This is a genomic window from Candidatus Neomarinimicrobiota bacterium (assembly GCA_018651745.1).
Classification (GTDB): Bacteria; Fidelibacterota; Marinisomatia; order Marinisomatales; family TCS55; genus JAAZYX01.
Window position 1 is genome coordinate 1 of sequence record JABIDL010000022.1, and the last position, 19,363, is coordinate 19,363.

19 protein-coding genes are annotated in these 19,363 nt (G+C 40.7%); 15 read left to right on the top strand and 4 right to left on the bottom strand.

Features of this window, described 5'->3' with window-relative positions; all coding sequences use genetic code 11:
* On the bottom strand, positions 1–388 hold a 388-nt coding region (locus HOD97_03530), incomplete at its 3' end, for a hypothetical protein (protein ID MBT4280672.1).
* Between the two features lie 11 nt (positions 389–399).
* Positions 400–1,491: a hypothetical protein gene (locus HOD97_03535; GenBank protein MBT4280673.1), complete on the bottom strand. Its 1,092-nt coding sequence runs from the start codon at positions 1,489–1,491 to the stop codon at positions 400–402.
* A 218-nt stretch (positions 1,492–1,709) separates the two neighbouring features.
* On the opposite strand from HOD97_03535, the gene HOD97_03540 reads away from it, so the two are divergent.
* A complete protein-coding gene (locus HOD97_03540) occupies positions 1,710–2,834 on the top strand; it encodes a tetratricopeptide repeat protein (GenBank protein ID MBT4280674.1) in 1,125 nt (374 codons plus the stop codon).
* Between the two features lie 20 nt (positions 2,835–2,854).
* On the opposite strand, the gene HOD97_03545 is transcribed toward HOD97_03540, so the two are convergent.
* Entirely contained in the window at positions 2,855–4,012 is a 1,158-nt protein-coding gene (locus tag HOD97_03545; GenBank protein ID MBT4280675.1) for a T9SS type A sorting domain-containing protein, read from the bottom strand.
* 63 nt (positions 4,013–4,075) lie between these two features.
* Between HOD97_03545 and HOD97_03550 the strand changes: the two genes are divergently transcribed.
* From HOD97_03550 to HOD97_03615, 14 genes are all read left to right on the top strand, one after another.
* Positions 4,076–4,930: a phosphatase PAP2 family protein gene (locus HOD97_03550; protein ID MBT4280676.1), complete on the top strand. Its 855-nt coding sequence runs from the start codon at positions 4,076–4,078 to the stop codon at positions 4,928–4,930.
* On the top strand, positions 4,899–5,888 hold the full coding sequence (locus HOD97_03555; protein MBT4280677.1) for a hypothetical protein: 990 nt from the start codon (positions 4,899–4,901) through the stop codon (positions 5,886–5,888). Before HOD97_03550 ends, HOD97_03555 begins: the two co-directional genes overlap by 32 nt.
* 2 nt (positions 5,889–5,890) lie before the next feature.
* Complete coding sequence (locus HOD97_03560) at positions 5,891–6,310, top strand: hypothetical protein (GenBank protein MBT4280678.1); 420 nt, start codon at positions 5,891–5,893, stop codon at positions 6,308–6,310.
* Positions 6,311–6,376: 66 nt separating this feature from the next.
* On the top strand, positions 6,377–6,829 hold the full coding sequence (locus HOD97_03565) for a hypothetical protein (protein MBT4280679.1): 453 nt from the start codon (positions 6,377–6,379) through the stop codon (positions 6,827–6,829).
* Positions 6,826–8,826, top strand: coding sequence for an NAD-dependent DNA ligase LigA (gene ligA, locus HOD97_03570; protein MBT4280680.1), 2,001 nt, complete (start codon positions 6,826–6,828; stop codon positions 8,824–8,826). The genes HOD97_03565 and ligA overlap by 4 nt, the downstream gene beginning before the upstream one ends.
* Before the next feature lie 77 nt (positions 8,827–8,903).
* Entirely contained in the window at positions 8,904–10,097 is a 1,194-nt protein-coding gene (locus HOD97_03575; GenBank protein ID MBT4280681.1) for a glucose dehydrogenase, read from the top strand.
* Positions 10,098–10,143: 46 nt separating this feature from the next.
* Complete coding sequence (locus HOD97_03580; protein ID MBT4280682.1) at positions 10,144–10,458, top strand: hypothetical protein; 315 nt, start codon at positions 10,144–10,146, stop codon at positions 10,456–10,458.
* Positions 10,459–10,460: 2 nt separating this feature from the next.
* Entirely contained in the window at positions 10,461–11,396 is a 936-nt protein-coding gene (locus tag HOD97_03585; protein MBT4280683.1) for an ABC transporter ATP-binding protein, read from the top strand.
* A gap of 161 nt (positions 11,397–11,557) precedes the next feature.
* Complete coding sequence (locus tag HOD97_03590) at positions 11,558–11,779, top strand: ferrous iron transport protein A (protein ID MBT4280684.1); 222 nt, start codon at positions 11,558–11,560, stop codon at positions 11,777–11,779.
* Complete coding sequence (feoB, locus tag HOD97_03595) at positions 11,776–13,932, top strand: ferrous iron transport protein B (protein ID MBT4280685.1); 2,157 nt, start codon at positions 11,776–11,778, stop codon at positions 13,930–13,932. Before HOD97_03590 ends, feoB begins: the two co-directional genes overlap by 4 nt.
* Positions 13,932–14,087, top strand: a complete 156-nt coding sequence (locus tag HOD97_03600) for a FeoB-associated Cys-rich membrane protein (protein ID MBT4280686.1) — start codon at positions 13,932–13,934, stop codon at positions 14,085–14,087. The genes feoB and HOD97_03600 overlap by 1 nt, the downstream gene beginning before the upstream one ends.
* 320 nt (positions 14,088–14,407) lie before the next feature.
* Positions 14,408–15,181 carry an ABC transporter permease gene (locus tag HOD97_03605; GenBank protein ID MBT4280687.1) on the top strand — a complete coding sequence of 258 codons (774 nt, stop codon included), beginning with the start codon at positions 14,408–14,410 and terminating at the stop codon, positions 15,179–15,181.
* Positions 15,178–15,885 (top strand): hypothetical protein, encoded by a 708-nt coding sequence (locus tag HOD97_03610; protein MBT4280688.1) that lies wholly within the window; start codon positions 15,178–15,180, stop codon positions 15,883–15,885. Before HOD97_03605 ends, HOD97_03610 begins: the two co-directional genes overlap by 4 nt.
* Before the next feature lie 48 nt (positions 15,886–15,933).
* Complete coding sequence (locus HOD97_03615) at positions 15,934–17,379, top strand: hypothetical protein (protein ID MBT4280689.1); 1,446 nt, start codon at positions 15,934–15,936, stop codon at positions 17,377–17,379.
* A 128-nt stretch (positions 17,380–17,507) separates the two neighbouring features.
* Here the strand turns inward: HOD97_03615 and HOD97_03620 are convergent, their stop codons facing one another.
* The gene (locus tag HOD97_03620; protein MBT4280690.1) at positions 17,508–18,707 is read right to left on the bottom strand and encodes an alkaline phosphatase family protein; all 1,200 of its coding nucleotides are present in this window, start codon (positions 18,705–18,707) and stop codon (positions 17,508–17,510) included.
* Between the last annotated feature and the right edge of the window lie 656 nt (positions 18,708–19,363).

A 19,363-nucleotide genomic window follows, 5' to 3' on the forward strand; every position in this document is an offset into this window, starting at 1 on the left:
CGCTCATGGGAACTTCATAGACAACTTCGATAGATGTATCACTTAGATATTTAACATCGCCAACCTGCACCGCACCGCGAATCATTCCTCGGACCTTTGTTTTGATTACATCATCAAACATGGCATCACTCATTGTGGTTTCACTATCCACAGTTATTCCGTTTACAATTTCTACGAGGTTCCTCATAGCATCTACTTTGGCAATTCGTAATGCCGCTCGGCGAGCCTGCGCAGCGTTGGTCAGTGCAATATCAGGAATGGCGCCAATACCGGTTGCTTGGATCTTCCGATCTGAATAATTGATGGATCCATTGTCAAATTGCTGACCGACAAATCCTTGTCCAGCTAAAAATGATGTTATAATAACGGTAGTAAAAATTCTAATCATTTTGTCCTCCTCTACTGAACAATTTCCCCTGTTAAGCGGTTTCCGGTCATGCCGGTTATTTTAAAGCTGAGACCATCTGGTGAGGTCTGACTTAATCCCATCGCTAGGTTTACAGCTTTTCCCTCAAATTCTATTTCATATTCTGCAACACCATCATCTAAACTTTTTGCGTAGGCGTTCCTAATTCCTGGTACCGTTTGCGCTTTTAGGAATGATTCAAACGCCATATAAGATCCAAAATCTACATTTTTCAGTACAAGATATACCTTGATGAAATTGGATTGCTGGGTGCTCCACTTTTCAATCAACTGACGAATAATATCACCTCCGAGAACTTGTGCGGCAGCGTTTACGGCATTAATCCCGGCCGTTGATTCTGAAATGTGTACTTTTTTACCGCGTGCCTGTGGAACAACCGCCAGAATTTCACCGGTATCCACTCGAATTATTTTTCCGTTTATATCTGCCTGACCAGAATACATATTTGATTCTCTTTTCCCAAATTTAACTTTTCCGCCAGAAGAAATTTTTGCGGTTCCTAAAACCAATATTTCAGCGCCGAGTTGGCTTGCGATTTTTGCCGCTGCTGCAACATTCCCCGCCAATGCCTGATCATAATCCGACTTCCCCTTCAATGCTGCAATCAGTTGACGATCGACAACATCAAATCCTTTATCATAAAACATTTTCAATAGTTGCGTTTCGGCAAAATCCGTCCCAACCTGATCAATAAGATTATCTTCTTTCACAAGAAAAATGATCCTGGGGCGGTTCATACTCGTCAGTAATGTTTGGAGTGCCATCTCATCTTGCATCACTTGATCCAAAATTTGAGTTACTTGCGCTTCAATGGTAACCTCCCACAAACCATCCGGTCCTTTGGCTTCAGAAAGCACCTCAAATGTTTTTACAAAGCCTTGTGCTTTGGAGTAAATATTGTCAGAAAAAGAAGTTGCTGTCACTTCAGTTTCCGAGGATATAAATGCACCAAGCCCAACTTCTACAGCATCGCGCTTGGCTTGATCGATAGCAGCATCTTTTGTCTGCCCGTATCCGGTTCCTTTTGCAGTCTGAGACATCAACGGTGAGCCCGTCGTAATCATTAGATAAACTGCTAATATAAATATTCGAAAATTCCTCATATGCCCTTTCTTTCTCTGTTGATGCATGAAAGTAGAGTAAATTATCTATATCTCTCTAAGGATGCAATGATAAACATTGGGTCATGTGATCTACATCAACCTGGGATGTAAGAGTGTTTCATTTAACCAAAATTACGCCTAAATTTTCGTTTCGAACGAACCAACGAGAGGAATTTCTCATGAAAAAACATTTATTCTTTGCCTTACCCGTTCTTTCCCTACTCATGCTTGCAGGCTGTAGCACCAAGCCAGAAAGCGACGTCGATACACCAGAATATCACTATAAGTCCGGTATGCGTGCTGTGGATAATGGTGATTACCAACAGGCCATTAAATCTTTCCAACGATCAGTGGATCTCGATAAGAAATTTGCAATTGGATACGGTGGATTAGGACTCGCTCACGCTCATCTTGGTAATTATAGTGAAGCAAAAAGTTATGCAGGAAAATGCGGAAGCAAAGGTAAGAAAGATCCTGAAGCTCTAGCTTTAAGTGCGCGAGTCTGGATAACTATGAGACATTCTGAAAAAAAATGGTTTAATAAAGCAGAAAAATTTCTTGAAAAAGCCTTAAAACGAGATGAAAATCATGAAGGCGCTTTATACTGGTTCGGTGTAGCACATTTGTATCATTATGATTTTTCAGTCGCTGAGTCGTATTTCCGACGAGTGGTTAGTTTTAAGGGCGAATATGCCGGAAAAGCAGACCACCAATGGCAGAGATCCCAAAAAATTGTAAGAGCAATGCCGGGGACTCCAGCCGGTAAAAAAGTTGCGCTTCAAGAACAAATATCCCGCGCAGACATGGCAGTTATTTTTGCAGAAGAATTGAAGATTGGCGAATTGATTTCTCGGTTACCAAAGCAAAACTCAGGATTCCAAACTCCATCACAAATGGCAGAACAATCATCAATATCAACGCCAACCGATGCACGCGGTCACTGGGCGGAAGCGTGGGTGAAAGATATGATTCGTTATGGTATTTTAGATCCATTCCCTGACGGAAATTTTTATCCGAACGATGTGGTTGATCGGGCCAATTATGCTATGGCCGTTCAACGACTTTTGGTTGTTGCAACCCGTGATGCAAGCTTGGAAACACGGTACTTTGGGGAAAACCCTTCACGGTTTAGCGATGTTCCCAGCAGCCATCCGGCATACAATGCAATGGCTTTATGTAGCGAGCGCGGTATTATGCAGTCCAATGTCATGACAGGAAATTTCAATCCTGCCGGAACCGTTGGAGGTGCCGATGCGCTTCTCATTGTGCGGATTTTGCAAACATCGCTTAGGATAACTTTCTGATTTAATAGAAAAAACCACATTCATTTTAACAGCACCATTTTTTTTGTAGCTGTAAAAGAACCTGCTGACACCCGATAAATATATATACCGGAAGAAAGCTGGTTTCCGTTTGCATCTCTGGCATCCCAAAATACTGATTTCATCCCGGCACTTTGATTTTGATTTATAAGGGTTCTGACATTACGACCAATCATATCATGTACGGTGATTTCCACATCGGTCTGTTCTGGTAAATCATAATAGATTGTTGTGGTTGGATTAAAAGGATTCGGATAATTCTGATATACAGAATATTCGTTTGGAATCCACTCGTCTGTCAAACTCAATACTTCCCGGTAACAGGTATTGTAATATCTAATTTCAGGAGTATAATCATAACTGTAGTCCCCGGGGCATAAGTGAGTATGGTAGCGATCGACAAAATGTGTGACACTATCTTCATCCATCAAATCATGAACATGTCCATTTTGGGCATCAAAATCATCAGCCACAGGAGTGCTTCCATTTAATTCAGTACAGCCTAAGACAATCGTTCCATCACACATAATCCCGTAAACTTCAATTTCAGCTGAATCCGGCAAAGCGTTGGTAATTAGTCCTATATTTTCTAAAACTTCCAATGGGCCTTTTGTTGATGTGTGATAGTGATACATGCCGTTGTTCGTCGGATGTGCATTATAATAATCAAATGAAAATTTTTCCTCGGCAATATCGTGTTGGGGAGCTGCCAGAGGATTAAATAGCGCCACGCCATCCAATGCAATGCCTGCTAATCCCATTGGATATTCAAAACTGCTTGAATTTACATTGCCGTCCACAAGACTCGCATCAATCGTTATTCCTAAAGAGACAGGATTGCGTGGAATAGATAAATTGAAGTCCTGCCCGGCAATCGTGTTTGGATTCAAAAAATATCCATCGCCTTGAGACACAAAAAGTATATAATTTGGATGGCTGCTTGGGTAATACCAGCTTTGATGCGGCGGATTACCATCAGTATGGATAACGATATAATCATCATTCACAGTAATATCGGCGCAATCAAAATATTTTTGAAAAAATGCAGGAGCATTGGAATTGATCCAAGAATCACATGAATCCAACGTGATTTCCTGCGCGTTGAATCTGGATACGCTAAGGATTAATATGATTAGAAAACGGAGTTGATTTTGCATCATTATTCCTATTAATTGAGTAAGTTTAGTTTAAATGACTGACCAAGTTTGCCATTAAAAGTTAAAATGAAAAGAATTTTCAATCTAGTAGATGTAACACTCCTTATTTATTTGGGGCTGTTGTCTTTTCATATATTTGCTACAGCCTCAAATTTTTCAGCGTGGAAAATTCACATCGGAATAAATTTATTAATTTTTGCTGGGATCTTTCTATTAGCCAAGGTTGACCGCACATCCAAAAATTCTGCCATTGAATTTGTGCATCTTTTTTATCCCGTTTTTCTATTGATTTGGTTATACCCACAGGTTTGTTTGTTAAGATTTACCGTCATTCCTCAAGATCTTGATCCCATTCTTATTCAATGGGACACGGCGTTATTTGGTGAGCAGGTTTACCGTCGCATTGCGGTGTCTTTAAGTTTGTTCTGGAAAGAATTTTTCCATGGTATTTATTTTTTCTACTATGTGAGCTTGGGTTTATTTGCCATGCTTGCATATCGATCTCAAAGACGGTTAGTAGATACTTATTTATTCACACTTATTTTATGTATGTGCATTCACCAGTGGGGAGTGGTTCTTTTTCCATCAGCGGGACCAATACACTTGAGAACAGAACTCATTCCGGATGGGATTCTATTTATTCCAATCATGGATTTCATTTATTACAATGTGGATAAAGGTGGAGGTGCATTTCCAAGCTTGCATTCAGCAGCTGTTCTTGTTGTATCTATTTTTGGCGCAAGAATGTTCCCCAAATGGAAAATACCAATCTATCTATTCTGTGCGGGTGTTTTATTTTCCACCTTTGCTAACCTATACCATTACCCTATCGATACTATTGCTGGTGTATTGACAGGCAGTTTGTGTATAGTTTTCTTCCCGAAGCTTTATGATTATATTCACAGTGATGAAGTTAAATAATTCACTTCTTGGATTAGTACTGCTTTGGTTTATAAGCATCCAATGCGTGGAAACAACCATCACAATTCGCGTATTGCCAGATGCCCATTATACCATGCGATTTCACTCCAGAGGAGATTCGTCTGATATTTTTAATGATGATTTCCCACACCCTGTAGGTGAAAATTGGTCACAATCTTCAATGAAAGAGGAAAACGGTGAAAATGATACTTGGATACAAATCACCCATGGGCTGTTGTCCGGGATACAGGAATTCCCTTCAGTTATAAAATCATTTATTCCTTTAAACCATACAATACAAGTTGAAAAAACAGATGGATGGATTGCCACACAATATAAAGTGGATTATATATTTTCCGGAAGGAAAGCCTTCCAAAAATACCCTGAATTTGCAAAGCAGATTACCGGCGTTTTCTCTGATTCAACACAATGGATTTCAGAAGTATTGACTTATATCGTATCTCGCGGGATGGAAACCCTTCAATTACATGAAGACACCGCCATTGATCCGGATTTGGTAGAGCGATTGCAAAATCATATGCGGGGATATTTTACGCACATAAAGGAAAAGGATTTATTTGAAGAATTAGATCAGGATTTTCTCCGAAAAGCTTTTAGCCCTTTTATTGGGGATATTTCACAAAATTATCTTCAAAGTCTATCGAAGGCAATGGCGCCTTTTGAAAAAGGACTTCGCGTTACTAGTGGACTATCTGATGACGGAATTAAGCTTCATGTTTTTTTGCCTGGACTATTAACCACACACAATGCTGATAGTGTCTTGGGCGATACGCTTCAATGGTCATTTGGATTGGACGCATTCTTAAACGACGATTATAGAATTCAAGCGAAATCAATTGTCTATTCCCAGAGACAGATTCAAGCAGTAATTTTAGGGATTACAGTACTTGTACTATTGATTATCTGGATCATTTTCAAATCAAAGAATAGAGATTAATTATGAGAAAAATATTACCAATAATTCTGATCAGCGCATTTGCAACAGCCGGACCAAAATTCAGCGATGATCAACTCAAGGCGATGACGCCCCATTATTTCACGCGGAACCATACCGCACCGAAATTGCTAGGCGTTTCTATTTATAAAACCAGAACGGGAAGAGTGTACCGCGTGGACATTAAAGCAGATAGAAATCGTTCAAATGATGATTTGAGTTTTGCCTATTCAGCCCTCACTACAATGGGACAATACGCAAAAAAGAGATTTAAGGAGTTCGTTGTTGTGATGCATTACGATGTGCGGGGTAAAAATCCAGAAGTGTGCGTAGGGAAAGCAAAATGTACACTGAATTGCTTTGTTCATAAGCGCATCTCATATGAAAAGTGGTGGAAGGAGTGCATTACTTTTAAGGAAATGTAATGAGTGAGACCTTTCCTACAGCGCCACTTTTCAACATTAATATCTCTCAATTAATATCATAATACAGTGCTGGGATTCCTGCCTCTACTCATAGCCGGAACTATCTGGCAATCAGATTCATCCTTTTCTCCGGATTCGTTTTTCACGCAAACTTATTTAAACACATCGAGCGTTTTCCATACAGAACCTGAAGTATTATTTACTAACCGCCCGCAGCATATTGACCTTTTTGTAGAATTTGATAAAGAAACGCTCGAATCGGTTCGACTTTATTTTCGAACAAATTCCACAAACATTTGGCAGGAAATTCATTTGGGATATTTTCGCGGACGGTATCGATATTTATTCGATCCAAATATTATTCCCGGAATACAACTGGAGTATTTCTTTATTGTAACACTAAAGGATTTTTCTATATATGCAGAACCACTTGATGAAAATGGAATGCTTTCCCCAATTAAAAAGCCCTTTCTGGATCCAGTTAAATACTACAAAGCAAAACTGAAATCAAAACAATGATCAACACAAAATTGAAAATTGAAAAACTTCGGAAAGAATTGGATGATCATAATTACCGGTATTATGTATTAGACGATCCCATTATTTCTGATTCAGAGTGGGATGTTCTTTTCCGTGAATTGCAAGAATTAGAAAATGCAAATCCCCACCTCGTGTCTCCGGAATCGCCTACCCAGCGCGTTGGCGCAGAACCGCTCTCATCCTTTGGAAATGTGACACACCGAATTCCCATGCTATCGCTTCAAAATGGTATGGATGAAGATGAGTTGAAGGCATTTGACAATCGAATGAAAAAAGGGTTGGAGTTGGATTGGGTAGAATACGCTGCGGAACCAAAACTTGATGGAGTTGCCGTTGAGTTGGTTTACGAAAATGGACACTTCGTATCTGGATCTACTCGCGGAAATGGCGTGGTTGGAGAAGATATCACTCAAAACCTGAAAACAATCCGTGGAATTCCCTTAAAACTACGTGGTAGCGATAATCATCTTCCATCTATCCTCGAAATTCGTGGAGAAATTTTCATTAGTAACCTCGATTTTGAGAAACTTAATCAAGCGCAGGAAGCATCAGGAAAAGAAAGATTTGCAAACCCGCGCAATGCCGCTGCAGGAAGCCTTCGCCAATTAGATTCTGCTATCACCGCTAGTCGCCGTCTTTCTATTTATTGTTATCAGCCTGGATTTATCGAAGGCGAATCTTTCGAAACACAAATAGATTTTCTTAAACAAATAAAAACGTGGGGACTTCCGGTAAATCCGGAAATTGAAGTTATGGCGGGGATAGATGCTGTTTTGAACTACCATCGTAAACTTGAATCAATGCGGGAAAACCTTCCATACGAAATTGATGGAACCGTTTTTAAAGTCAATAACCTAACATTTCAGAATGATCTCGGAATACGCAGTAGAACTCCACGGTGGGCAATCGCCGGGAAATTCAAAGCCCAGCAAGTAACAACCATTGTGAAGGATATCATTGCATCCTTGGGGCGTACCGGCGCCGTTACGCCAGTCGCCACACTCAACCCGGTTGTGGTCGGCGGAGTAACCGTTGCACATGCTACACTGCATAATCAAGACGAAATTGATCGAAAAGACATTCGCATCGGTGATACAGTTCTCATTCAGCGGGCGGGAGATGTGATTCCAAAAATTGTTCAAGTCATCAAAAATAAACGTCCCAATAAAACATTACGCTACACCCTTCCTACATCCTGCCCGGAATGCAACCATACAGTTTACCGTCCGGAAGGTGAGGCAGTAGCGCGATGCCAAAATCTATCCTGTCCTGCTCAAGTGAAACGAAGGATTCAGCACTTCGTATCAAAAAATGCTATGGATATAGATGGTCTTGGTGAAAAACTGGTAAACCAACTTGTAGATGAAAAATTGGTTTCATCAATTGATACGCTCTACCATCTTACGGAAATTCAAATGTCGGAATTAGATCGCATGGGTGAGAAATCTGCTCAGAATATTTTAGCTTCATTGGAATCTTCTAAACAAACCAATTTTCACCGATTTGTATATGCGCTTGGCATTCGTAATGTTGGCGAACATGTTGCGAACGTATTAGAAAAAGCATATCGTGGTGATATGGAGTCGTTCATGTCAGCTGAACTGGACGATCTAGAAGCAATTGATGAGATTGGACCAATCGTTGCAGAAACCATAGTGAATTTTTGGAATGATGAACAAAACAAAACTGTGGTAAATGCCTGTTTTAATCTGGGAATTAAATTAGAGAAACTTTCATTCCAGGCTCGAGGAATACTGGATGGAAAATCTTTTGTTTTTACCGGCTCTCTTGAATCAATGACTAGAAATAAAGCAAAAAATGCCATAGAAAATCTCAGTGGACGAGTTAGTGGGTCGGTAAGTAAAAAAACAGATTTTGTCGTAGCCGGTCCGGGATCCGGAAGTAAAAAGAAAAAAGCAGAGAAACTTGGAATTAAGGTTTTAACGGAAGAAGAATTTTTAGTGATGATTACATAGGACCTCAAAGTCAAGAGACTTTGATGATCTTTTGTATAATGATTTGAATAATTTTTAAGAAAATAAGGTAATCAATTATGATAAAAATATTTCTATTCCTATCCTTAATGCTGTTCGCAAAAGGAGAAGAACTGACCTCTGAATTGGTTGCTGACGGATTTTCAAAACCCGTTTACGCCACAGCACTTCCCGGTCGTCCCGGATATATCATCGTCCTTGAACAAAAGGGTGTTATTAAACTCGCTAAAAATGGTAAAACGCTTAAAAATCCATTTTTAGATATAACAGGGCGAGTTCATTATCCACTGCCGCCACATGATGAGCGGGGTCTTTTGGGTATCGCTTTTCACCCAGAGTACAAACAGAATGGATTCCTATTTGTCAATTATGTAGATGAGCATGACGTAACACATATTTCCCGCTTTCAAATTTCGGAAAATCCGCTTAAAGCTAACCCACAATCTGAAATTATCTTGCTTACGTTGAAGCAACCATTCCCAAACCATAACGGCGGTCATTTGGGTTTCAGCCCAAAAGATGGATTCCTGTATATTTCTATTGGCGATGGCGGGGATGGTGGCGACCCGTTTAATCATGCTCAAAATCCGGAAACCTTATTTGGGTCAATGTTGAGAATTGATGTTGATTTGGGGAACTCTTTTGGAATTCCTGAAAACAATCCATTTAAATACTTGAACAATGTACGGCCTGAAATCTGGTCAACCGGCCTCCGCAATGTTTGGCGGTTTTCTTTCGACAGAAAAACCGGCGATTTATATATGGGAGATGTCGGTCAGGATAAATGGGAAGAAATCAATTTCCAACCCGCAGAAAGCACGGGAGGAGAAAATTATGGTTGGCGGATAATGGAAGGCAATCACTGCTATAATCCGGAGACGGATTGCGATGAAAGCGAATTTGTGAAACCGATTCTGGAATATCCAAATGACGCAAATTATATGCGCGTGATCACCGGAATGGATGAACCCGAAGTTGATGGTTGTTCGGTAACCGGAGGGTATGTTTACCGAGGAAAAACAATGCCACAGTTGAACGGAACATACTTTTTTGCAGATTATTGTTCCGGCAATATCTGGACATTTGATCTGGACAAGGGGATCCCGAAACATTTTTCAAACCGAACAGATGAAATTGCTTTAGGCGGCGGTGACTACACTACATATATTTCATCGTTTGGAGAAGATGAGGATGGTGAACTTTTGATCGTGGATTATAGCGGAGCGGTGTATAGGATCATTCCTTCACATTAACGGATCGCTGCCTAAATTCTAAGGAAAATAATAAAGGAAAATAATCATGATGAAGCTAGAAAATATAATAGATGATGTTGTTCTGCTTGTGCTGGACAATCACGAGCCACTCAAGGAACTTGGTATTGATCAAAATAAAATATACGCAAAAGTGCTGGGATACGATGATTTCGGCGTGTGGGTGTTACATCCCGGGATCAACATTCCATCACCGGTAGGCAAAAAAAAGAAATCAAAATCGGTTGAGGCGTCTGTTTTGATTCCCTGGCCTTACATTTCTTCCGTTGTTCACTTCCCCAACGTGGAAGGATTTGATTTCCCGAATCCGTTTGAAATGAATATTGGATTTGACATCAATTAATAATGAATCCAGCTATTCAAATCAATGAGCTGAAAAAATCGTATAACGGATCAGAAGCATTACGCGGAGTAGACTTAACTATAGGTGAGGGAGAATTCTACGGTCTGCTTGGACCAAACGGCGCCGGAAAAACCACTACCATCAATATCCTTACCGGGCTTGTTATTAAGGACAATGGCATAACGGAGGTCTTTGGGAAAGATACCATTAAAGACTACCGATTCACGCGAGCGCAAATTGGAACCGCTGCACAAGAAATACCTTCGGACTGGTTTTTCCCGATTGAAAAACTGCTCTATTTTCAAGCCGGATATTTTGGTATTTCACCCCAAATTGCAAAACCTCGGGTAGATGAACTCATTGATCGCCTTGGGTTAACTGAAAAAAAAGGATCGAGACTGCGGCAGCTTTCCGGTGGGATGAAACGACGATTTCAGCTTGCGAAAGCACTCATTCATGATCCAAAAATTTTGATTCTTGACGAACCAACTGCTGGAGTGGATGTTGAACTACGCCACGAATTGTGGGAATATTTCAGCGAATTGCATAAAGCCGGAAAAACGATTCTCCTCACCACTCATTACATTGAGGAAGCGGAAATGCTGTGCGAAAATGTTGCCATTATACATAACGGAAAAATTATAAAGGAGGGTTCCCCAAAAACATTGACACAGAGCCTCGGGAAAGCAGGCATTACCATTCATTTTTCGGGCTGGAGCGACAACCTTACGACAAAGCTTTCAGATTATAATTACACTCACGAAGAGGGACGGCTTCATTTTACAGTAGGTGATCCTGAAGAAGTGCTTCCACAAATCATTTCAATTCTCGCTGGAGAAAACTGTCATATTAATTCTGTAAAAGCAGAGCAATCTTCCTTAGAGGATGTCTTCCTCTCCCTCACGGGCAAAGGCATCCACGAAGAAGATCCTATTTAATATAATTTGATATTCACTTTGGCTCTTTTTATAAAATTCATCGATTATTTTACAGAATATATACCTTATGTCTAAACCAAATTCATTTTGTACCTCTTTATTGATTGTATTTATATTTGAGACTCAGTCTCATTAGATTAATACTATATTAAAATAAACCCATGACCATTGGACATTTAAATCCAGGCGACAAAGCTATTGTCAAATCATTTTCCGGTGATTTGGAATTGCAGTCCAGATTAGTTGAAATGGGCATTTTACCTGGCACCGAGTTGCGCCTTGTAACGATTGCCCCCATGGGCGGAGCAATTGAATTAAAAGTCCGGAACTACTATGTATCTATTCGAAAACAAGATGCATTAAATATTATTATTGAATCATGAGTTCCAATATAAACCATCAGACAACGCCATGGATTGCATTGATCGGCAACCCAAACTCCGGGAAAACAGCCCTATTTAATTTGCTGACTGGGATGAGTCAGAAGGTGTCAAATTACCCGGGCGTCACGGTCGAAAAAAAACTTGGGCAAGGAAAATTTAATGATGGATCAGCTTACAACCTGCTGGACTTGCCGGGAACTTACAGCCTAACACCGGAATCCTTTGATGAGCGAATTATTACCGAACAGGTTATACAGTGGATACACGGCAATAACCCTCCTGCAGCAATTATTTCCGTGGTGGATGCATCAAATTTGAGCCGCAATCTTTATCTCACAACTCAGCTGTTAGATTTAGGAATTCCGGTTGTAGTCGCGCTAAATATGATGGATTTGGTAAAGCAAAATGGGCATACCATTTCCCCTTCCGTTTTGCAAAACCAGTTAGGTGCAGCAGGAGTTGTTCCAATGTCAGCATTAGAAAAATGGGGCATCAAAGAATTATGCGATGTACTTAAAACCGTCACCAGTAATCACCAAGCTTCTACCGATCCTTTTCCTCTGGAAATAGGCCCGAAACTGGACCCTATCTTGAAACCAATTTCAAATATATTTCAAAATAAATTAGGTTATTCTACTCGTTTGTCCACAGGACAGGCATTAAGACTTGTTACCCGGAAATCAACTTTAGATATTTATGGTCAGGTATATTTGAACAGCCAGCAAATTGATCCTGAGCTTCTTGAGCAATTACACAATCTGAGACAATCCGCACTTAGCAACTTGGAAAAAGAAAATGTACCACACCGCACTCTAGAAGCGACGTTGCGCTATCAGTGGCTAGATCAAAACCTTGCTGATGTTCAAACCGAGGGTTTGCAGCAAATTGATACGCGGTCCCAAAGTGAAAAAATAGATTCTGTTCTAACCCATAAATGGTTTGGACCACTCATATTTACAGGATTGCTATATTTTATCTTTCAAGCCATTTTCAGTTGGTCAACTTCACCAATGGATTGGATTGAGTCGGGCGTTAGCCATTTTAGTCAACTCGTGGTATCCGTTTTACCTAAAGGGATTCTGCGTGATCTTCTGGTAGATGGTGTTTTAGCCGGCGTGGGGGCGATCGTTATATTTTTACCTCAGATTTTAATTCTGATGTTCTTTTTAATCATTTTGGAAGATTCAGGTTATATGGCAAGAGTGGCATTTATGCTCGATCGGGTAATGTCTAAGGTAGGTTTACATGGACGATCAGTTTTACCCTTGATGAGTGGTTACGCATGTGCGATCCCGGGGATTATGTCCACCCGGACCATTGATAGCTGGAAAGAACGATTAATCACCATGCTCATTCTTCCCCTCATGAGTTGCAGTGCAAGATTGCCGGTTTATGCGTTGATGATTGGCGCCTTTATTCCATCTATAACGGTGGGATATATTTTTGGATTGCAGGGATTAACAATGGTTATTATGTATTTTTTAGGAACAATTACCGCGTTGATTTTAGCGAAAATATTCAGCTCGTGGATAAAAGTAGAGGGCAAATCGTCCTTTGTGATGGAAATGCCACCATATCGTGTGCCAATTTTGAGTTCCGTATTCAGACAGGTATTTAATCGGGGAAAATTATTTATTCTCAATGCGGGGAAAATTATTATGGCAATTTCCATCGTTCTTTGGTTTTTAGCGTCTTTCCCGAAAACAGATATTCATGGCAATCCCGGTACGATTCACACTAGTTATGCAGGGAAAATTGGTCACTCTATCGAACCATTGATTAAACCGCTTGGCTTTGATTGGAAAGTAGGAATTGCATTAATTACATCTTTTGCGGCCCGAGAAGTTGTGGTAAGCACCTTAGCTACTATTTATAATGTAGAAGACAGCGATGAAAATGTTGTTCAACTTTCTGTTGCGATGAAAAATGATATTAATCCGATAACAGGTAAAGCCGTTTTTTCGCCATTGGTTGCTTTAAGCCTGATGGTATTTTACGTCTATGCGGCTCAGTGTATGGCAACCTTTGCCATCATTCGCAGGGAAACTAACAGTTGGAAATGGCCATTTTTTATGATCGCTTACATGAATATTTTGGCTTTCTTAGCTTCGCTATTGGTATATCAAGGCGGTTTGTGGATGGGCTTTAGTTGATGGATTGGCAGACAATTATTGTAGCAATTATTGGAGTGGTGGCGCTTCTTGCGGTAATTCGAAAATTCTACCGCCAGTTTTTTAAACCTGAGTCAGCTCCCGAGTGTGATAATTGCCCGGTTCCGGACATTCAGGAAAAAAATAGTCAATCTTAAATAATATTACTCAATACCAGAGTTGAAATTGTTATTGATTCGATATTTTATCACCCCCTTCCGCCGAAAGTCGGACACGGTGTATCCCCCACATTGGAGGAATTAAGAGGATTCCACATAAGATTAAAACAGGGATTTAAAAATGAATAACAATGCGCAAATTGAATTGTTTTAATCAAAGCCTATTCTTGACTTTCCCTGCTAGTTGTAGGAAAATTCAACACGCATGAAACCTAACATTTCTATACCAACCTGCCTCGGCTTCCGATCTGTCCAGTATTCCTTACAAACCGAGGAAGAAATTAAAAGGTGAATGTGTAATGAATTGGATTGGCATGTGGACACTCATGAAACGGGAAGTCGGGCGGTTTTTTTCTGTGTACAGGCAAACCGTTATTCCCGGATTGATTTCTTCCGGACTTTATATCATGATTTTTGGCTTTACCCTCGAGCGTAGAATCCGAGAAATATCCATTGACGGCGAAGGAATTCCATACACTTTGTTTATTCTTCCCGGACTCGCTATGATGAACACTATAACTAATGCAACTGCCAATACTTCATCTTCTATGCTGCAGATGAAACTACTACAACAACTCCCGGATATATTAACGGCTCCCCTTTCTAGCTTGGAGGTTTCCTTGGCTTATATTGTGGGCGGGGCTACTCGCGGATTCGTTAACGGAGTGCTGGTAGTTATCCTTGGTGTATTTCTCATTGATCTTCCAATCCACAGCATTCCGCTTACGCTTATGTTTTTATTTATGGTTTCTTGGGCATTTGCAAGTTTAGGACTATTACTCGGGCAACTATCAGATTCATGGGATAATCTTGCCATGCTTCAGAATTTTTTCCTGACGCCACTCAGTTTTCTCGGAGGAATTTTCTATTCAATCCAAATGTTACCGGAATGGGCGCAGTCCTTGAGTTTCGTAAATCCGATCTATTATATGATAAATGGAATGCGCTACACAATTCTGGGCGTATCGGATTCATCGCCAGAGCTTAGTTTTTTCATGGCAGCGCTCATGACAAGTTTGTTTACACTTGCTGCAGTTTTATTGATGAAAAGCGGCAGGAAAATTAAACAATGAAACAGATAGCGTTACTTTTGGCTACGATGTCAATACTGTACAGCCACCAGGATTCGACCATAGCGTGGAAGCAATACATACGCGGCGGCGGCGTGAGGTCTGAATCCAATTCCGGTATTACCCTGTATTACAGGCTGAAGCGAACTTCTGAATTCACATACAGAGATCTTAGGCTTTGGGGTATGGATTTGTCGGGTGGTGAATCATTTATGTACATCCGATATAAAACCAGCCAAAAATATCATTCATTCTCGAAGATGTATTCTTTTTCAACCGTTTCATATCGGCAAAACACGCGAACAGGGCTCAACCTACAATACCATGTAAATCAGGGGCTCGGATTTTTTGTGACGTCTTATGGAAATGGCCACATTAATTCTGAATTGGGTTATGCTGCTGACGTATCTGACTATCTGAATAATTCTGAAAAAACATCTTATGGGAAAGGCGGAATTTTTTGGGACCATGAGTTTGCTTTTGCTTCCGCCTCACTTGAAATTGAAACATTTTACCAAATTGGCGATAGAGAAACTTCAGATCTTTCCCGAACGCTTATTGAATTTGAAATGCTGAAATCTTTTAAAAATGGATTGAGGCTCATTGCTGGCGCCGAAAAAGAATGGTACCATTCCAGCGATCAATTACAGGCCCTTTCTTTTTCTATTTCCATTGGTTGGAAAGGATCATTAAACTGGGGTTTGTGATATTCATCACCTCCATAGAATTCTCACCGGTGTAACTTTGAATCTTTTATGAAACGCATTTTCTACATTCTTATTGCCCTGCATTCTTTTGGTTTATCTCAGGACAAAGTTGCCGCTGATATTACAGAAGAACGTCAGCGACTTCTGATCCTTCCATCCGAGTACACGGACAACCCAAAAGCACCGGTCAATAAAATAACGGCAATTTTGGCGACTCAGGCCGGAAGTATGAAGCGCTACATTGTGATAGATAGAACACAAATGGTATCCATCCTCAATGAACAAGCAATTCAGATGAGCGGTGTTGTGAATGATTCCGATATGGTCAAGTTTGGTCAATTAGCCGGCGCTAAAGATGCATTGACTGTGAATATGACTCATTATAGTCAGAAGGGTGTGCCTCCAAAAGACCAAGATGACGATGATGGTGATGAAAAAGGTGCAAACTTTTTTGATGCTGTTATTGCCATCGCGAAAGCTTCTTCAGAATCAAAAGAAAAAGAACGCTACGCCAACAATATGCAAACGGTGATCAACTTCACGATTACCAAACTCGATTTAGAAACGGGGCAAACTTTAGATTCAAAATATTTTGATGTAGAACATACCGGCGGGAATCGTGGAAAATCTCTTACCCAGGCAATGAATAAAGTCCGTCGCGCGATCAGCAGAGAACTTAGAAAAATGTTTCTACTGACTTCCGAGATTCTAGAAGTTGACGGAGATAATGTTTTGCTTTATCTCGGTTCAGATATGGGAATCGAAAACGGGTCTGTTTACGAAATTAATAGTTTGGGAACGAAGCGGACGATAAGAGGAAAAGAAATCATCGTACCCGGAAAATCGGTTGCTATGGTACAGGTTGTGGATGTTAGCGGAGACGCCAGCCGAGCGGTTGTCGTACGAAAGTGGGGTAAGATTGAGCCGGGTTTCGAAGCGCTGGAACGCATGGCCTTTTTAAATGCAACCGGATTCAAATTTGATTATGGGCAAACTACCGGTGATTTTGATATTGAATTTGTAGGATCCATCCGGTCGCTTCGTCGTTTTGGCGGTTTTTTCAATTTCGGAATTGGAAATATCAAGGATAGCCGAGACAATCTAGACTTCACATTTTCGGGTGGAGGAGGGTTTCACGCCAATCTCATTCAGTCATCCCGTATTCGGATTGGCGGAGTTGTATCCGTTGAGGGAAAACTTGTTTTTCGGCATGACGATGAAAACAATCGGGTTACTGCCGGACTTTTTTATCCCATGGTGGGGATTCAAACTTCTATCATGATGACAAAAAACATTGATCTTGTTTGTTCTGCTGATTGGGTAATATCAAGTGCCGGTGGGCGAAATTGGCAGTACACTGAACAGGCGGAGGATGAGGAGGATGAATCAAAAACCTATTCAGGGAAATGGAATCCGGATCATCCGCTCGGTAACCCGACAGTTAGAGCTGAAGGAATATTCTTTTCAGTCGGACTGCGTTTCTACAGTTTTTAAAACTAACAACTCATCCCCTGACCCCTTCTCTTTCAAGATAAGGGGAACCATAAAACAGTTTTAGGATTTCCAACTTTAGGTGTCACTCCCCTCTCTCCTTAAGAGAGGATCCGGGGGTGAGTTACAATTTATTCCCTTAATAAATCCCGAACGGCATCCAAGTTGCCATCAATTCCATCGTAGGGCGTTAACCCCAAAATGTGCGCCACTAGCGGATACACATGAATATTCGCAAATGTTTCCCTGAGGTATCCATCTTTGAACGCGGGTCCATCTGCGACAAAAATAGCGTGCATACTTTTTAATTCATTGTCATAGCCATGATCACCTTTTGGATAGGAATTTCTACCCAATGGCTTAATCCACCATCCTTCATCGGCAACCACCAAAATATCAGGAATACGAACGTGGTCACGGTAATGCCAGCGGTCCGGAATGTCCTTTTTATAGAATACTTGCATATGCGGAATGGTTTGGAGTTTTGAATAAACTGAGTTTAGCTCTTTCTCAGAATCTGAGGATATAAACATTTTTGGGCCGGAGCCTTCTACTTGCACATTTGTAAGATCTGCAAGCTTAGAAATATCGAGCATCTTTTCTTCGCTGACTTCTGCCATGCCGTGATCACTTGTAACAATAATATTTAATTTATCCGCTATCGGAAGTTGAGCGGCTTTCTTTAGAATGCTTCCTAGTACTGCGTCCATTTCCTGTACTTTTTTTAATGTGTTTGAACTTTTTGGCCCCTCGCCGTGGCCAGTCCAATCCGGTTCATGAAAATACAGCATAATAAGTCGCGGACGATCTTGATCCGGCAACAAAAACCATTTCATTACAGAGTCCACCCTAGCTTCAAAAGTTACTTTTTGATCATACCGCTTCCAAATAGACGGTCGTTGTCCTTTGGCTTCTGAACCGACCCAATAAAATGATGCCGCTTTGAGTCCCTGATTTTCCGCTGTCATCCAAATAGGCTCACCACCATAAAACCTGCCATCTTCCACTTTAGATCGATCTCTGATAGAATAATGTTCGCCTAAATCCGGAGCATAAAACGAATTCCCTATTAAACCATGGTTTTCCGCATACATACCGGTTGCAAGACTATAATGATTGGGGAACGTTTTAGAAACAAAAATCGGTTTCAGACTCTTCGCTTTAACACCGTCATTGGCAAGCTTGTCAAAGTTTGGCGTGTCTGTCCTGTCCAAATAATCTGCACGAAAACCGTCCATGGAAATCATTAGAACATAGAAATCTTGGTTTTGCGACCATCCAAGCGATACTAGGATAATACATAAACCAATTCGTTTTAATTGTTTTATCATCGGGTTTGAAGTTTAACTCTTTGAGGAATGTAAGGACAAATCATGAATTGCCCTTTTCAATTCCCCCACATTAATTGTGCCATGATCATTCCTGATCGTGGATTTCATCCATTCTCTTTGCTGCGTTTTGTCACCAAAATCCCAGCTAGAAATAATGGTTGGAGATTGCCGCAGTCACTCCGAGCGAGTCCCAGCGGGACGAGGATGAATCTAGAATAGAAGAGCTCGCTTTACTGGTGAAGATTCCTCACGCTTCGGTTCGGAATGACAAAACTCTTTGAGCGAACCAAAGCTTTATTTCATCAGGATCAGTTTTTTAACCTGTACTGCTTCTCCATTCGTCAAGACTGAGAAATACATTCCAGAAGCGGCGGCCTTTCGTAAAGGTCTCGGATGGTAAAAAGTTAAAATTTCTTAATTACAAGACTTGACGCATTGGTTTATAGATGTATATTTACACCATTAAGGCAGGGAACATTTGAAAGAATTGAAAACATAGTTTCCCTCTTCCCCTTCGACATACTAAATGCCGAGGTAGCAACAAAGCGGATATGAGCATTAAAAGCCGTACCAATGGTTTGGACGGCTTTCGTATTTTTACAGCTTTCCCCCCAAAAGTGTTTAACGAAGTCTTTACTTGATTATTCATTGATAAT